The following is a 16,565-nucleotide window of genomic DNA, read 5'->3' as shown; positions in this document are numbered from 1 at the left end:
TTAATGTTGATCTCGATAGTTTTTCTACAGGACCCTAATAACCTTCATCAAAAGTAGTCTGGTGCCCCTTTCCGGATTTAAGTTCTTCCCGTAGCTGGGCGGCGTACAGGTGCGCAAGCCTTGTAGGTTCCGGCAGTTTATATCCTTTGAGGCAGTGACTTACAATTTCAAGACAGGAGCGCATAGATACTTTATTCCCAGGAGATGCAATGATGGGATTACTTCTTTTATTAGTTTTTAGAACCCATCCAATCTGTTCTTCTTCATACACAAGTTCGTGGTATTCTCCAACCTGTGCGGGTATTTCAGCTTCACCGCAAAGTATCTTCTTAGAAACTCCGATGGTTGGATGATTCATCACAGCTCCAAAATAAGAGGCCATTCCTGACTTTCTCGGATGGTTGATGCCACATGAATCCATCATGAGGATATCCGGCTTCCTCTCAAGTTTCTCAAAGGCAGAGGCCATAGCACATCCTTCGCGGAAGGAAAGATATGTGGGTATATAGGGCAGCCTCACCTTCTGAACAACATGTTCCCGCCCGATGACCTCCAGGGTCTTGTAATCCAGCATCACTACAGCACATATGATGCGATCGTCAAGATAGGAGCAATCAATACCAGCTACCGATTCAAGCCGGTCAAAGCCGTCCTCCATATTTAGCATCAGGGTTGCTTCATGCTGCAGGGCCCTGAGGTCCTTCAGTGTTCGGGACTGCGGATCGAACCACTTGCGAAGATATCCTTCATCCAATCTGCGTCCTCACAGTTGTAAATATCGGCCCGCGGATGTCTATTTTTTTGTTGTTGCTTGTGATGTAATAATTTGCTATCGGTTCAAGGCATATGTTGATCTCTGAAGGAACCTTCACTATCCTGACTCGTGTTTCGACCTTTGTCTCTCCGTTGGAGATAGCATTCTCAATATCCCATGCAGCCTGTGCCGCAAAGGCATCAAGGAACCTTACTCCTGTCCTTGCAGAATGGTTCTCAAGCGCTTCTTTCCATTTTTTGTTGTCAGGCACTCCGAGGATGTCGTTCTTGAACACTACCACTTCGTTGAACACCGCGGGGCCGCAGAGCTTTGTATCGCTCTCGGGTTCCACAACAGCAACCTTTACATGCTTCCCGGATATCTCGCCTTCCCAGGCTGGAAACTCACAGGGACTGGGTGTGGAGCCATGAGCTTCGCATACTGCAACTATGGAACTGGCTATATCTTTTCCTTGCTGTGTCTCAGGCACGTTTTCCACATATATCATCTTTGCAATCTCATCATCTTTCATTGCCCATTCTGCGTACTGGGCAATCTGCGGGAATGCAAGTTCTCTAACATCGGTTGCATTGTAGAGTATCATTGCAAGCCTTTCTACTCCAAGACCAAGATTCATCACAGGATAGGGTATGTTATACTGGGAAAGGGCTGTAGGTGAATATATGCCAAAGGTTGCAACTTCTACCCAGCCGTCTGAGTACTTCGTCTTTGATCCTACAAGTTTGGGGTGATATGCAAACACTTCTATCTGTGTGTCCGGAGAATAGTACTTGCTGCGCTTTTCGTCGGGCCTGAACATGAACTTCTCAAACCCGAACTGGGATAGCAGACCCTGGGCAACCGCTTTTCCATGGTCAATAGTTACGTTTTCATCTGCTATGACGCAGGATGCTGAATAGTATGTCATGAGCCGTGCAGCATCTTCATCCTGCTCTCTCCTGAAGCAGCGGTCAATTGAAAATAAATGGAATGGAGGGTTGGCACGCTCTGCAAGAGATGAAAGACTGATAAACCAGCCGGATGTCATGTGGCTGCGGAGTGTCTTTCTTGAGGATTGGGGCACAAGCTCCTTAAATTCCGGGAATACCCGGTCTATCATCTCAACTATAAGTGAATCTGAGACGTTTATGGCTGCGGATATCTCCGGCACGAGGTCATCTCCCTCTACCTCTCCTTTCTTATATGAATGGAATATCTTCCTGATAGTCTCAATAGCTTCATCATCAATATCTCCGAGTATCGACCTTATTGACCCGATGCGCTCATCGGAGATGCCTACATTCGGGCGTGGCAGGCCTGCCAGATAGAAACATCTGTCAAGAACTGCAAGTGCTTCGTGGCCGAACTGCTTGTGGACTTCCTTTTCATCCACTATGAGGGGATTCATCATCTCCTCAAAACCCATGCGCATATAAGCTTCCCGAAGCCTGGAGATGGTTTCGTATATCGGATGAGGTTTGCCGTATCTCAGGGAAAGGTGCGGATATTGTTCGTTAAGTCCTGATTTTTTTATGAATTGTTTTCCTTCTGTCCATGCCGCATCAAAATCCTTGCCGGCCCATTCCTTGATTTCATCAGGGTTGAATCTCATAATAATCCTCATATAACTGATTTAATAAATCCGAATGACTATGATCAATCTATAATTGCCTTAAATTCCCGCATCGAGCTTTCCAGCTTCTGTTGCCCGATGGCTGTTGTAAGATCGCCTCGTGTCCTTTCTATCAGTGCACGAGCGGTATCTGTTTTATGTCTGAGTCCGTGCGTCATTGCATCCGGAAAATCGAACATCATAAGGCATGCGTATATTTCTTCCATGACCTCAAGGTATTTTTCCCCTTCTGAAGGTACGTCATTTCTTATAATGTCAAGTATATGTCTCCTTAGCTCACCTACCACATCAGCAAGGCCATTAAGGTATGCTGCATAACTGACACTAAGTTCCTCAGGTCCGGCAATGCTGGCAGTATCTCCTTTGTCCTTCACCAAGGCAAAGAGTACGTAACCTTCAATATATTCCTGCTGGGCATGCTCTACAAATCCTGCATGGTAAATATCCGGATGTTCCCCAAGCAGCGAATCTATATCTTCTAACATCTGCCTGGAAATCTCAAGCAGTTCGGATGCTTTCTCAAGATCCCTTCTATGAATGCTGAACATGGCTGTCCTGCAGTTGCGCACAACATCCCTTGATATAATTAAACTCTTTTCACGTGCAACATCCTTATTCTCAAAACTCTCTCTGATCATGTCAGATATCTTGCTGATCATGTAAACCCCATGTCCCATCGGCTGCTTAGTATATACATTTTTGCAGAAGATAATCTCCCGTGAAAAAATATCCGGCTCTGCACGAGCTTTCTTTAGAACATCTGGCTAGAAAAAGAAATTATCTATCCCTTATTCATCTACAGGGATAGTTTCAAGCTGGCTGGCTACATCCCATATAAGGGTCCTAGTGTGGACTGGGATATTCGGGTCGTTGCTTATGTCCTCAAGTATGGATATGCTTGATGAGGTTCTCAGGAATAAAGGTTCCTTCCCCTTGCTTAATGTTTCCAGAACTTCATTTGCAGAACGTCTGATGTTTCTAGGAACGGAATTATCATTGGCTATGTATTCCAATTTCTGCTTGCATTCCTGAATGACTTGTTCAAAATCTGACATGTGGATCACCTTGATAATCTAAGAATCAAAATAAGTGTTACTTAAGTTACTTCTAAATAGTTATATTGTATAAAAAGACTTTCATTGGTATATAGATTGCGTAAATCAAGGAGCAAATTGAATGGTTGACAATGATGATGAAAAAATACAGCTAATATCGAAAATGTTGGAAATCGGCGGTACAATGCTTGCACAGCATTGTGATTCATGCGGAGCACCCATGTTCAGGTATAAGGGGGATGTCCGTTGTCCTGTATGTAAGGAAACGGAAGACCCGCGCACAAGGCTCCAGCCCAGGGCTTCCTCGGAAGCGGCCCCTGCTATCAAATCAGGTGGTACTCCAGTAACCGAGCATATAGTTCCTCATGCCACTCAGATTCCGGAAATAACGGAAGAGTCCATATCTGCGGCAACAGTCTCAAAGGACATTTCTGTATCTACGGAGGGATTGAAGACTGAGCTTGAATCCTTATTGATGGAAAAGATGATCTCTCTCGCGCGTTCCATGCAGGATGAGAATGATAACCGAAGAATCTCTGATTCACTGGATATTATCGAGCACAGTATTTCCATAGTCAAGAAAATGAAACGAACATTCTGACCTTATGGGAAAGCTTTCCGGGCAGCACTTCTAGGTGCTGCCTGTTTGGATCCCAACATTTCACTTATACGCGCTGGAAACGATTTCCCTGATCTTACTGGCGGTCTTTGGCCCTATGTTCTTCACTTCCAGGAGCTCTGCATAATCTGCCCTGATTACATTCTCCACGGAACCAAAATGCATGAGCAGGCTCTTGGCAGCCTTTGGGCCGATATCGGATATTGACGATATTATGTATTCCTGCTGCTCGGGAAGCATCATGGATGACTTCTTACCGTGGAGGGATATGTCTCTTTTCTCGTCGACCTGCTCTCTCTTAGCTATTTGTTTTAGCAGACCTGCTGTGTCCTGTGCATCCCTTGTGTAGAATACCGCAACCCCGAAGTCAAGTGCTATGGAGGAGAGGGCACCATGGATAGCATTGGGATTGAGGTTTCTGGTGTTGAACAGGCTTTCCCCTTCTATGATGAGTACCGGCTTCTCATAGGTTCTGGCAAGATTTGATATCTGCTCGAAGAGCTTGTGCTCAATAAGCGAGCCCGTAAAGTCCTCGCAGCTTTTCCTTTCCACAGCTATGCGGTCACTTAATATGTAATCCCCGACTTCGAGAGTGTGGAGCATTATTTCGACTCCTGCTTTCTCCAGCTCCCTTGCCACGGAACTCTTTACCTCGCGCTGGTCTACGATCACTTGCACTGTATCCTTTCCAAAATCTGAAAGTGTGACCTGTTCCTTCCGGTCTGCGGACGTCATGGTGTCAATAAGGTTTTCACTCCTTCTGGCAGGCATCATATTCTGGAGTTCCGACATATTGCTTTGCATCTTTTTTTCCTTGGACTGGCTGCTCCAGTAGTATCCTTCGTCCCTTGTGCCTTTGGTGATAAGCACAACAACGCGTCCCTCATGTTTCCTTCCGGTCCTGCCTTTTCTCTGGATGCTCCTGATCTCGGAAGGGATGGGTTCGTAGAAAAGCACAAGGTCGGTGGACGGGATATCAAGTCCCTCCTCGGCAACTGATGTGGCTATGAGCGTATTATATTCCCCTGCCTTGAACTTCTCAATTATCCCTACCTGCTGCTTCTGGGTAAGTCCCTTGTCCTTATATTTGGAGGCCTGTCCCACGAACCTGATGGGCCTGATATGTTCTGTCTCAGACAGGGCGGTTGTGATCATTTCTGCGGTGTCCCGATAATTGGCAAAGACAATGACCCTTGAATCAGGATTGCTCTCAAGCTGCTCACCTACTATGCGCTTCACATGTTCCATCTTTGGATGTTCGCAGTCGCAGCCTTTAAGCCGGCTGACCGCCTGCCTTAAATAAAGATCCTCAGCCAGCCGTTTAGAAGCTTTGCTTCCGTTCTTTGAGCAGGCTTCGTTATCCAGTCTTTCCATGTACATACGCAGTGCTCCAAGTCCCTGCGTCTCTGTTATCTCTACAGCGTGGCCTATCTTCATGATCTCTGCCATTATGGATATGGCAGTGTATGCCGAAGGGTCCGGAGCACCTCTTAATTCTCCCTGAAGCTTTTGCTGTATCGCCAGGAGATCCTTCTTGGAGACATATCTTTGGTTGTTTATGGGGTATCCTGCTTCTCCCATTCTTTTGTACCTGTCTTCAAGCACTTTATTGAGCAGGTCTCTGATCTCCTTCATCTCGGAGGGCAGTTCAATACGTTTCCACTCGATCTCCTTCTTGTGAATGTAAAGGGCCACATCCCGGTCAGATTCCGTTTTCACTGCAACAGACTCGATATGCAGGGCCTGGCACACCTCTGCTATCTTTTCCTCCGAACTCCCGGGACTTGCTGTGATGCCCAGACAGAGTGGGTCCCTGGCAAGCTGGAAGTACCTCTCGGCGATATATGTATAGGCATAGTTGCCTGTTGCCCTGTGGGCCTCGTCAAAAGTAATGTGGGTGACATCTTCCAGGCTGATGCGTTTTGTCAGTACATCGTTCTCGATGACCTGGGGGGTGGATACAATAACCCGTCCTTTATCCCATAGCTCGGTCCTCTTTGAGGGACTTGTGCTGCCTGTGAATACCAGTATCTCTTCTTCCGGTATCAGGAGTACTTTTTTCAAAAAAGATGCATGCTGCTCCACAAGGGGCTTTGTGGGTGAGAGTAATAGCACCTTCCCTCCCGCCTTTTCCAGGCGTGAGGCGATGACCAGAAGAGCTATTATTGTCTTGCCAAGTCCCGTAGGGAGCACGACCAGTGTGGGTGCGCGTAGTGATTTTCCAGCGAGGTCAAGCTGATAGAGGCGCTGCTCTACAGCATTAGGCCTTATCAGGGGATGTTTAATATATTCCGGCATGTTTTCAAGTTTAAAGCTTGCCAATAATACAATCCTTAAACTTTTAAACTTGTGGCAAGCGGAGTGAAAGTATTAGAGTGCCTTTCCGACACTCTGGAACTCCCTGCCCCTGTACATCATCCCATGCAGCACTTCCTCGATACCCTCTACAGGTGTGCGGACCTGCTTCATGCTGTCGCGCTCCCGTATCGTGACGGTCATGTCCTTGACGGTATCATAGTCTATGGTGACAGAGTATGGTGTACCGATCTCGTCGTTTCTCCTGTAGCGACGTCCGATGGTACCGGAGTCATCATAGGATACGAGCAGTCCCCTTTCCCTGAGTCTTGATTCGATTTCCCTTGCAGGGGTAATTAGTTCCTCCCTTGTAAGGAGTGGCAGGATAGCAACCTGTACCGGAGCAACCTCATTCCTGAACCTCATGACGATCCTTGCTTCTTCCCCGGCTTCCTCCTCCTCCTTTGTGGATATTGCCTCCTCCTCGAATGCATGTTCCATAACCGTGTAGAGGATCCTGTCGATACCGAATGAAGGCTCAACCACGTGAGGTACTATGTTCTCTCCGCTGACCTTCACTGTTTCTTCTGCGAATTCCACCACATCTTTTGGAATCACAACTTCCTCGGAGTCAACCATTATCCGAATCTCTTCCATCTCAAGCTGTTCACGCGGCAGGGATTTAAGAGCTTCAGCAACCAGTTTTGCCTTTCCCTTGAAAAGCGGTCCGAGTTTTCCCATGTGCGGTTTCACGACAAACTGCGTGACTATGTTCGGTTCGGAATATTCCCTGTAGATGGTGAGCTCTGTCTTGCTGACAGCAGCGTGTGCTAAAAGATCATAGTCTGTCCTGTCAGCAATTCCCACGACTTCGACCCAGCCGAACCGGTCAGTACTTACTTCCGCGTCCCAGCAGTCCATGGCATAGTGAGCCATCTCATCTTTCTTGTGTTGCCTGAACCTAAGCCTGTCCGGAGCAACGCCCACTCTCGTGAGGAACAGGTTTGTAAGCCCTATCTGGTATGCCAGGAACTCGTGGGCGATGATGCCCTGTTCAACTGCCTGTCCCAGTTTCATCTTCTCCATGGTGCCTTTCTCCTGTGCAGAGTCCGAATACAGGTTAAGTTCAGTGTCAGCAAATCTCTTTATGTTGGGATGGCTCTTGTCTTTAGGGTCAACAAATATCTCTGCTTCAGCCTGGGTGAACTCCCTGAGCCTGATAACTCCCTGTCTGGGTGAGATCTCGTTCCTGTACGACTTACCGATCTGTGTGGCGCCAAAGGGCAGTTTCTCGCGGTAGAATCGTGCAAGCCTCAAAAAGTCAACGAACATTCCCTGTGCAGTCTCAGGACGCATATAACCCTGCCTTCCAGTCCCTGGCCCTATCTGGGTCTTGAACATGAGGTTGAACTCATAGGCTTTACCCAGTTCTCCTTTACACTCGGGGCATTTTACACTGTGTTCCCCGATGAGCCTGTCCAGTTCTGCATTGGAGAGTGCATCAGCTCCTTCCATAATATGATCGACCAGGTGGTCGGCTCTGAAAGCCTCCCCACATTGGGTGCATTCACAAAGGGGATCAGAGAATCCTCCTACATGTCCTGAAGCCACAAAAACGTCCTCAATACCTACGGTGGGGGTCTCTATTTCCATATACCCTTCATGGATGACATATAAGTCTCTCCATATCTGCTCTATCCTGCGCTTAAGTGTGCTTCCCAGAGGGCCATAATCGTAGAAACCTGCAGCTCCTCCGTAAAGTTCGAATGAGTTCCATAAGAATCCCCGGCGTTTTGCCAGTTCTATAACCTGCTCATACTTATCCATAAGTTATCCTCATAAGTGACATTCATCAGTGATAAATAGAACATCGACATTCCCATTGCATTTAATAGTAACGAGACTTCACCAAGGCTTTTTGAAGACATGCTTCCTGACTTTATGGACATGTTTCTTGAAAATCACATCATAAAGATTATATGCATGCACATGGATTCTATTTATTACGCAAGGTCAGCAATACAATCATATTATCATATCGTACCACCACCAACCATATATGATTCATTGGTCATTTCAATATCTGACCTTGCTTTTCCACTATTTTTAAGGACTCTCATTAGTGTGGAGGACTCTCACTCAGCGCAGAACCATCTTCTTTAGGTCTTTCTTGCCGTCTTCCCAGTGAAACCCTATAGGCAAATCGATGTTATGGGCATCTTCAGCTGACCCGCTAGAGTTACGATATAAAAATAAAATCTAAAATAAGACTTAGCCCTGCTTTTAAATACAGGGCGTGTACAGCTTATACTTTCAGGATCTCATCCACTGTGTATCCCTTATGGACTATCTTTGAAATGTTGGACACAAGCAGGGTGGGGTCGTTGGATTGGAATACGTTCCTTCCGATGGCAACACCTTTTCCACCGGCCTGGATAGAGTCATAGACCATTTCAAGCAATTCCTTCTCTGTATCCATACGTGGGCCGCCAGCTATGACTACAGGCACCGGGCAGCCTTTCACTACCTCCTTGAAGGAGTCGATATCCCCGGTATAGTTTGTCTTGACGATATCCGCTCCAAGTTCGGCCCCTATTCTTGCTGCGTGCTTGACATATTCGACATCATGTTCTGAGGTTACTTTTGTCCCACGCGGGTACATCATTGCAAGCAGTGGCATTCCCCATTCATCGCATTGCCGTGCTACCTGGCCAAGGTCCTGCAGCATCTCAGCTTCATCCTCCGCACCTACGTTGATGTGTACAGATACAGCATCAGCGCCTACTTTGATTGCCTCTTCTATGGTTGTTACAAGCACCTTATGATTAGGATCGGGTCCCAGGGAAGTGGAAGCAGACAGGTGGATGATTAGTCCCACATCTCTTCCATAACCTCTGTGCCCGTGCTTGGGAAGTCCCATATGTCCAAGTACTGCACTAGCTCCTCCCTCAGCAACCCTGTTGACGGTTTCGGGCATATCGATTATCCCTCTTATGGGTCCTGCTCCTACACCATGGTCCATCGGGATTATTATTGTACGACGTGTATTACGGTCAAGTATTCTTTCCAGTCTTACAGATTTGCCAATTTCGCTCATGCATCCCTCATAGGTTTGATTCTACATAATTTTTACGCAGATAAGATTTGTCGGTCAGAGTCTGGTCATACATTTTCGTTCTGGTATCGACCGTTATATCCCTGGCTGACCTCTTTGCGAAGGCTAAAGAACACGAGCTGCAGCAGGCGTGCATTTCTTTTGACCCTGAAACCATGAGGGTTGTGTACTACAAGCATTGATTCACTTCGTCCCCTGTAACCTGAATCCCATACGGCCGATTCCACTGTCACACCGCATCTTAGCAGGCTTGATCTTGGTCTTGCTATAGCAGCCATGTCCAGGGGTATGTTCACTATCTCATTAAATGTAACTTTGTATGTTCCGGGAGCAAGCACTGTCCAGTCCTCACTGTCAAATCCGATATTCTCGCTTTGCGGGACCTGTCTCTGGCTGTTGTCAAAATCGACAGTTCCAGGACCTTTCAATGCTTCGATTCCCCTGAGCGTCAGTTCCACGCTATTTGGCTGCAACTGTATTTCCTTATCGATCATATTCTCGATAAGTGGAATTTCCCCTTCGATGCATTCTCTTAGTTCGTCTCTTGATAACATGGTCATATGCTTTATCTTTTGAATGATAGGATATTATAATTGCGGCGTTGCCTGCATAGTATGCAGTGGTTGGTGCAAATCCCTGAATATTTGTGGGTTTTCCAATTCAACATATCTGCTAATATTGTTTTAAAGAGAATTAAAAACGTATATAAACCATGTAAGTGATGTTTTAAATAAGGGTGTTGAACAGGGACATCGGGGGAAACTTTCAATGGATAAGGCTATACTTGCAAAGCTAGCATCCTGCATGGATACTATCACTGGTTACAGAATAGATTTTGACGAGATTGAGGGGAAAATCAACCTTATATATGAACTGCTGACAGTTATTGAAGGTCCGATTCACAGTAAAGTGGTGCCGGATATCTGGTGAGTGTTATCAATGACCAGCAAGCAGTTAGCAGATTACAGCCTGCCGGGTACACCAGAGTCATACTGGATAGCCACAACGCAGGAGTCTAATTACCCTGTCCTGACGGGAGATATTGAGGCCGATGTGGCAATTATTGGAGGCGGCATAGTTGGAATTACTTCTGCTCTATTGTTGAAAGAGGCAGGCTTATCGGTAGCTTTGGTAGAAGCAGGCCGGATCCTTCATGGGGTAAGTGGCCAGACAACTGCAAAGATAACTTCCCAGCACCACCTGATATATGATCGCCTGATTTCCCATTTTGGAAAAGAGCAGGCGCTTCAGTACGCTGACTCAAACCAGGCAGCTATAGAAAAGATTGCTTTCCTGGTGAATTCCTATAATATCGATTGTGATCTTCTCCGCAAGCCTGCCTATGTTTATGCTGGCTCTAAAGAATCAGTCGATAAGCTACACAAGGAAGTAAAGGCGGCTAAAAGTCTGGGAATTCCCGCTTCTTTCGAGGAAAATTTACCCTTGCCTTTTGAAACTTATGGTGCGGTCCGCTTCGACAACCAGGCTCAGTTTCATCCACGCAAATATCTATGTGCACTCTCCCGGCAGATTCCGGGCAATGGATGCCATATCTTTGAGGGTACAAAGATACATAAAATTGAAGGCGAAGGGCCTATAAGTGTAAGAACCGAAAACAATGGGATTATCAAGGCAAAAGATGTAATTCAGGCAACACATTTTCCGGTTGATGACAAGCCGGGAATGATGTTCTCCCGGCTTCACCAATCCCGGTCCTATGTATTGGGTGTTCACATGAAGGAATCTCTTCCGGAGGGTATGTTCATCAATGCTGAGCATCCTGCACGTTCCCTTCGCTCCCAGCCGGAAGGAGATGGTGAACTGGTGCTTGTGGCCGGGGAAGAGCACAGGACAGGAGAGGGCGGCAATACAAAAGACCATTACAGGAAACTTGAAGAATGGGTCAGGTCTATCTACTCCGTGAAGTCTGTCGATTATCACTGGTCCACACAGGATGTCGTCACAGTTGACCATGTTCCCTACATCGGAAGGATTACTTCGGATAGTAAACACTCCTACCTGGCGACAGGATTCCATAAATGGGGTATGACCACAGGTACAGTTGCAGCCATGATTATCACTGACATGATACTTGACAGGGAAAATCCCTGGGCAAAAGTATATGATCCTTCCCGTTTCAAGCCGCTTGAATCGGCAAAGACTTTCTTCTCACAAGCCTTGGAATCTGGCAAAGGCTTTGTAGGCGCCAGGGTGCTCCCTGTTCCAGAAGATGCCTCCCAGATCGCTCCCGGCGAAGGTTCCATCGTTAAGATCGGAGGTGAAAGGGTTGCAGCATACCGCGATGATGCTGGTGCGATTCATACTCTGGATCCTTCCTGCAGGCATATGGGCTGTATTGTTTCCTGGAATAATGCTGAGAGAACCTGGGACTGCGCATGCCATGGTTCGCGTTATAATGTCCGGGGGGAAGTGATTCACAATCCGGCTGTGCATGGGTTGAAGAATAAGAAGACTGAGAAGACTGAAAAATGATGTCAAATACGTATTTTTAAGACTCACCTGGTTATAATTAATATATATCTATATCCTATATTTATGTAAACCTATAATCCTGGGCTTATAATGTCCCGGACCACACCTGTGATATAAAAATGGAAAGGTAATGTATGAAAAAAATTAATTTGCTGTTGCTATTATCTCTATCATTGGCTGCTATACTGTATGTAGGATTCGTTCTTAATGATAATACGGAATCGTCTTCTAATGAGGTGACAGACTTTGAACTTATGTATATGGCTGCAATAAAGGATTCAATGGTTGCCCAAGAGGATGAGATATACCAGGAACTGGTGCCTATAACAGAGTCGAACACTGAACTGAACTGGATGGAAGATTCGGGTGAGAAATATGTTCTTGTTGTCACCTGGACCAGGTATCCTGAGAGTTATCCAGTGGGATCAACTGTTTCTACATTCTGGGGTGACACTTGGACAATGGTCATCCCTGAGTTGAAAGATTTCGTTCAGCGAAATGATATCCCTGAAAATGAACTGACACTTAGACTGGAACAGCTCATAGGTCTTCCATATAATAATGGGAATGAGTATTTTGTAGAGCTATGGGTTAGGCCGGATGACCTTTTCAGGCCAAGCCCTGATCCTGAGATCACAGACACACAGGCTCAGATTCAATTCCATGAAAATGTTTCAAAGGAACATTTCGAGTGGTTCAATTCCCTTAACACTAGCACTTATGATAAGTATCCATGGACCAGATTGGGTTATACATACGACTGGGGAGACTCAGAGACTGATGTCGGTGTGAGTGAGTATGTAATCAGGAAGAATTCAGAGGTTATAGTGAAATCTGTATCAACAACTGTTGATTATTTCGATCAGGAACCCGTTTGAATACCTCTGTTCACATTGGTATCTTTTCATTTTTTTGTTTATTATTAGCTGTTCTTCCTTGGGTATGCTTTTATGAGACTGTCTAGTAGGGAAATTATTTCATGGCGTCAAGTCAATTGGCATATGCTAATTATCATGACTAGATAATTAGGGTGTAATGGAAGCAATCAATAGAAATAGAATTTAAATATTTATAAATAGTTCTTTACTTTCGAATGATTTTATATACAATTAACTCCCCATTTATGAGTATGAAAGGATTCTCTATCAATATCGAAGATGCTACTCTGGAAAACAACAATTTCCGTAAAGTTCTCTATACTTCAAAGCACAGCCAACTGGTACTTATGAGCCTCAGGCCCAAGGAAGAGATCGGGATGGAAGTGCATGAGGAGAATGACCAGTTCTTCCGTTTTGAAAGTGGACAAGGAAAGTGTATAATTGATGGTAATGAGTATGAACTCGGTGACGGAGTTGCAGTTGTAGTGCCAGCAGGCGCGCAGCACAATGTCGTCAACACTTCGGAAACCGAGGAACTGAAACTCTATACGATCTATTCACCGGCGCATCACAAGGATGGCATCGTACGTGCCACCAAGGAAGAAGCCGAAGCCAATGAAGCGGATTTTGACGGAACGACTACAGAATAAGATTCTAATAAGCTGGGATAACGAATTGTCCCACGCTGATTTGTTCCACGCTGATAAATGTTGCGCTTTATGCAAATAAAGCGCTTCTGTTTTTACTCTGTAGGGGTGTGAAGAGCTGATACCTGGGAAATATGTCACTCTGAAGGAACCGGGACCACAAGGAACGTGCAGAACCCGTCTCCGATGTTCCTCGTCACGTGACCCTTGCCGGAGGTATCTTCCAGCAGGATCAGATCTCCGGGCGTAAGTCGTCTGACTGTCCCGTCCGTGGTCTCCATCTCCACGGCACCTGACATGAGGGCCAGGAACTGGCGGGTTGGAGCCGGATGGAGTTCGCCAATCCAGCCCGGCTCAAATGTATAGAAGCGATACTTCACTGCCGGTCCGTCTTCTGAGACGTAGAACGGGGCAGCTGGTGGTGCTGCTTGCATAAGACTCTGTTCGACTTTTACGACATCAAAGTGTGAATCGCCCTGTGAGTCCACATATATTCTGTGGTAGGTTACCTGGGCGAGATCGGAATAACTTGATTTAGTCATATTTTGTTTCCCTCGGTGCGGATTGAAATCTTCATCCCTGCATAATAACGTTGTAAGTGAGGAAAGATATATTTTACGACAAGATATCCAGAGGAATATGTGTCCTGCCCAGTTGGAAATAGTATATAAATTATTGGCTTCAAGTCGGTAGAGTCTACGCTAAAACATTCGTAAATGGCATCTCAACGCTACATCAAGAGGGGAGTCACTGAGAGCCTGGCTGGCTTCATACAGGACACGGCACCTGAAACAGTGGGAAGTGTTTATGTTATTCAAATGAAAATATCTACAGAGTCTATCATCTGGGAAATAGCAGCCACTTGTTCAATTGCTACCATGCAGTGCCGCTCCAAGTGCTCCTGTGATCTGCGGTTCCGGAAGCACGTAGAGTGATATTCCTAATTCCTTTTCAAGTGCTGCTTTGATGGCGGCGTTCTTTGCCACTCCTCCCACAAAGGCCACATTTCTTTTCAGCCCGATCTGTCTGGCCATGACAGCGACCCTCCTTGCAATGCTCTCAACCAGCCCGGCTGCGATGTCTTCTTTTGAGTAACCTTTTGCCCGCAGCGATATAACCTCCGATTCAGCAAAAACGGTACACATACTGCTTATGCTTGCAGGTGATCTTGAATCAAGAGCTATCTTTCCAAGTTCTTCCATTGGCACTTCAAGTGCTCTTGCAGTGTACTCTAAGAATTTGCCGGTGCCGGCAGCGCACTTATCATTCATTAAAAAATCTGTTACTTTGCCATTGTTCACAGAGATTACCTTGCTGTCCTGGCCTCCAATATCTATTATGCCTTCAACATCCGGATAGATGTGATGCACACCCTTTGCATGGGCAGTTATCTCGCTGATGGACCTGTCGGCAAACTTAATGCTGTTCCTGCCATATCCTGTTGAATATACGTGATCGACTTCTTTTCTGTCAATTTCAGCAATTCCAAGCACATCCTCGTATGCCTTTTCTGCAGCTGATACAAAATCAAATGCTGTGGCTCGTATAGAGTGAACAGTGCTGCCGTCATCTTTGACAAGCACTGCCTTGGTTGTAGCCGAGCCTGCATCAATTCCCACTGAGATCATGAAATCATCTCCATAAATGCATCTGCACGAAGCCCGATCTGTTCGACGTCAGAGTCACTGTAATCCGTCTCGATAGAGAGCATTGGAATCCCCGCCTCCTTCAGGGCTTTCTGTACCTTCTGTTTTTCTATATTGTACCCGTGGCAGAACTGCAATGTGTAGTAGATCACACCATCGACCCTGAATTCTCTGGCAAGTTCGAGGATATTATCTATACGCCTGTTATTGGGGCTCATGCAGGAGCAGGGTATCTTAATATAGCGTTCAGCCAGAGCGATCATCGGTTCCTTGCTTTCGTCGACAAGGTCCCAGAAAGATCTCGTGCCGGTACAGCTTTCCTCTGCAACAATGACACCGCCTTTGCTCTCTATGATCTCAGTTACTTTCGTGTTACCGCCTGGCATTGGGCAACCGGAGATCATTATCCTTGGCTTATGAACCTGCCCGGGCTCAATATTTTCCACTTCGTTGATAAGCATCTGGAGGTATTCCTTAAGCTTATCTGGTGATAAAAAATACTGCTTTTGAAGTATTTTCAGCACATCGGTGCCACTTATGGGGCTTGGATCCCTTTTACGCAGTTCATAGAGCCTGTGAAACAACCGTCTAGTCTCATTAGAGAATCTTATTTCCTCTTTCAGCTGTTCATCCGTGATCTTATAGCCTGTAAGCTGTTCCATAGCATCCCTGAACTTTTCAAGCTCAGATATAAAGTATTTCAGAGCTTCAGAAGTATCAGGTCTTTGAGGAAGGTCAATTACGTAGGTTGGAACGTAATCCTCCAGCAGTTCATACATCTTCTTTTTACCATCACAGGTATTCTCGGCTACGATCATATCCACCATACTGAAATGAGAGCAGGATTTTATACCTGAACAGCCATCGTTGATAATTGATCCAAAAGAAGATTTGATTAGCGGGCAGATGTTTCTTGGAAGATACTGCTCCGCTATTGATACAGTGTCATTCTTGCCTCCGCAGAGTATTACACGGTCAGCTCCTGCTGCAAAAATAATCTCGTCAGGTACAAAGAGACAAAAAGTACCGACTAATTTCTTTCCCGATTTTCTTTCATCTGCTATCTGGCGAATACGCTCACTATATGAGTTTTTGAGATTCTCAAGAGTTTTAAAAGAGTGCATTTTCTGTTGAAGCATTGGTATTTAATAAATATTAAGTCTTTTGCGGAAAACTCTTTTTTAATCGAAGTTAATCCAATTAGAATCTTGATTTAAAAGTTTATTCACTTTTTATTAAGAATACCTGTTTTTAAACTATGTCTAAGACACGGATTTACAGGATCAACACGGATTCATGGTAGTGCTGGAAGCTAAGACTGGAAAAGGATAAAACCCGTGTAGATTTCTTGTGGATCCGTGTCTTGATATTTCAGGGATGAATGCGGATCGTGAAATACTAAGGGACGCCTTCAGATTTGAATAAGGGTT

At 45.7% G+C, this 16,565-nt stretch carries 16 protein-coding genes; 5 read left to right on the top strand and 11 right to left on the bottom strand.

What is annotated here, in order from left to right:
* Nucleotides 1-34 precede the first annotated feature (34 nt).
* From QZZ22_RS02030 to QZZ22_RS02015, 4 genes are all read right to left on the bottom strand, one after another.
* Entirely contained in the window at nucleotides 35-754 is a 720-nt protein-coding gene (locus QZZ22_RS02030; RefSeq protein ID WP_292462124.1) for an endonuclease V, read from the bottom strand.
* Entirely contained in the window at nucleotides 747-2,366 is a 1,620-nt protein-coding gene (sepS, locus tag QZZ22_RS02025; protein WP_292462122.1) for an O-phosphoserine--tRNA ligase, read from the bottom strand. Before sepS ends, QZZ22_RS02030 begins: the two co-directional genes overlap by 8 nt.
* A gap of 44 nt (nucleotides 2,367-2,410) precedes the next feature.
* Nucleotides 2,411-3,046 (bottom strand): haloacid dehalogenase, encoded by a 636-nt coding sequence (locus tag QZZ22_RS02020; protein WP_292462120.1) that lies wholly within the window; start codon nucleotides 3,044-3,046, stop codon nucleotides 2,411-2,413.
* Between the two features lie 129 nt (nucleotides 3,047-3,175).
* Nucleotides 3,176-3,442 carry a UPF0147 family protein gene (locus QZZ22_RS02015; RefSeq protein WP_015053375.1) on the bottom strand — a complete coding sequence of 89 codons (267 nt, stop codon included), beginning with the start codon at nucleotides 3,440-3,442 and terminating at the stop codon, nucleotides 3,176-3,178.
* A 121-nt stretch (nucleotides 3,443-3,563) separates the two neighbouring features.
* Between QZZ22_RS02015 and QZZ22_RS02010 the strand changes: the two genes are divergently transcribed.
* Nucleotides 3,564-4,043: an autoantigen p27 domain-containing protein gene (locus QZZ22_RS02010; protein WP_292462117.1), complete on the top strand. Its 480-nt coding sequence runs from the start codon at nucleotides 3,564-3,566 to the stop codon at nucleotides 4,041-4,043.
* Between the two features lie 60 nt (nucleotides 4,044-4,103).
* Here QZZ22_RS02010 and QZZ22_RS02005 read toward each other — a convergent pair whose 3' ends face one another.
* The 4 genes from QZZ22_RS02005 to QZZ22_RS01990 form a co-directional block, all read right to left on the bottom strand.
* Nucleotides 4,104-6,359 carry a DEAD/DEAH box helicase gene (locus QZZ22_RS02005; RefSeq protein WP_292462115.1) on the bottom strand — a complete coding sequence of 752 codons (2,256 nt, stop codon included), beginning with the start codon at nucleotides 6,357-6,359 and terminating at the stop codon, nucleotides 4,104-4,106.
* 72 nt (nucleotides 6,360-6,431) lie between these two features.
* Nucleotides 6,432-8,183, bottom strand: coding sequence for a glycine--tRNA ligase (gene glyS / locus QZZ22_RS02000; RefSeq protein ID WP_292462113.1), 1,752 nt, complete (start codon nucleotides 8,181-8,183; stop codon nucleotides 6,432-6,434).
* Between the two features lie 478 nt (nucleotides 8,184-8,661).
* Complete coding sequence (locus QZZ22_RS01995; protein ID WP_292462111.1) at nucleotides 8,662-9,453, bottom strand: 2-amino-3,7-dideoxy-D-threo-hept-6-ulosonate synthase; 792 nt, start codon at nucleotides 9,451-9,453, stop codon at nucleotides 8,662-8,664.
* A 65-nt stretch (nucleotides 9,454-9,518) separates the two neighbouring features.
* A complete protein-coding gene (locus QZZ22_RS01990) occupies nucleotides 9,519-10,031 on the bottom strand; it encodes a deoxyuridine 5'-triphosphate nucleotidohydrolase (protein ID WP_292462109.1) in 513 nt (170 codons plus the stop codon).
* Nucleotides 10,032-10,239: 208 nt separating this feature from the next.
* On the opposite strand from QZZ22_RS01990, the gene QZZ22_RS01985 reads away from it, so the two are divergent.
* From QZZ22_RS01985 to QZZ22_RS01970, 4 genes are all read left to right on the top strand, one after another.
* Nucleotides 10,240-10,401, top strand: a complete 162-nt coding sequence (locus QZZ22_RS01985; protein WP_292462107.1) for a hypothetical protein — start codon at nucleotides 10,240-10,242, stop codon at nucleotides 10,399-10,401.
* A gap of 9 nt (nucleotides 10,402-10,410) precedes the next feature.
* Nucleotides 10,411-11,964, top strand: coding sequence for an FAD-dependent oxidoreductase (locus tag QZZ22_RS01980; protein ID WP_292462105.1), 1,554 nt, complete (start codon nucleotides 10,411-10,413; stop codon nucleotides 11,962-11,964).
* Nucleotides 11,965-12,137: 173 nt separating this feature from the next.
* Nucleotides 12,138-12,842, top strand: coding sequence for a hypothetical protein (locus tag QZZ22_RS01975; protein ID WP_292462103.1), 705 nt, complete (start codon nucleotides 12,138-12,140; stop codon nucleotides 12,840-12,842).
* Nucleotides 12,843-13,093: 251 nt separating this feature from the next.
* Nucleotides 13,094-13,492, top strand: a complete 399-nt coding sequence (locus QZZ22_RS01970) for a cupin domain-containing protein (protein WP_292462101.1) — start codon at nucleotides 13,094-13,096, stop codon at nucleotides 13,490-13,492.
* Nucleotides 13,493-13,626: 134 nt separating this feature from the next.
* Here the strand turns inward: QZZ22_RS01970 and QZZ22_RS01965 are convergent, their stop codons facing one another.
* The 3 genes from QZZ22_RS01965 to QZZ22_RS01955 form a co-directional block, all read right to left on the bottom strand.
* The gene (locus tag QZZ22_RS01965; RefSeq protein ID WP_292462098.1) at nucleotides 13,627-14,031 is read right to left on the bottom strand and encodes a cupin domain-containing protein; all 405 of its coding nucleotides are present in this window, start codon (nucleotides 14,029-14,031) and stop codon (nucleotides 13,627-13,629) included.
* A 324-nt stretch (nucleotides 14,032-14,355) separates the two neighbouring features.
* Complete coding sequence (locus QZZ22_RS01960) at nucleotides 14,356-15,117, bottom strand: acyl-CoA dehydratase activase (RefSeq protein WP_292462097.1); 762 nt, start codon at nucleotides 15,115-15,117, stop codon at nucleotides 14,356-14,358.
* On the bottom strand, nucleotides 15,114-16,274 hold the full coding sequence (locus tag QZZ22_RS01955) for a double-cubane-cluster-containing anaerobic reductase (protein ID WP_292462094.1): 1,161 nt from the start codon (nucleotides 16,272-16,274) through the stop codon (nucleotides 15,114-15,116). Before QZZ22_RS01955 ends, QZZ22_RS01960 begins: the two co-directional genes overlap by 4 nt.
* Nucleotides 16,275-16,565: the final 291 nt, after the last annotated feature.

The sequence above is a fragment of the Methanolobus sp. genome, from assembly GCF_016278365.1.
GTDB lineage: Archaea > Halobacteriota > Methanosarcinia > Methanosarcinales > Methanosarcinaceae > Methanolobus.
This window is presented reverse-complemented; position numbering and strand designations above follow the sequence as displayed.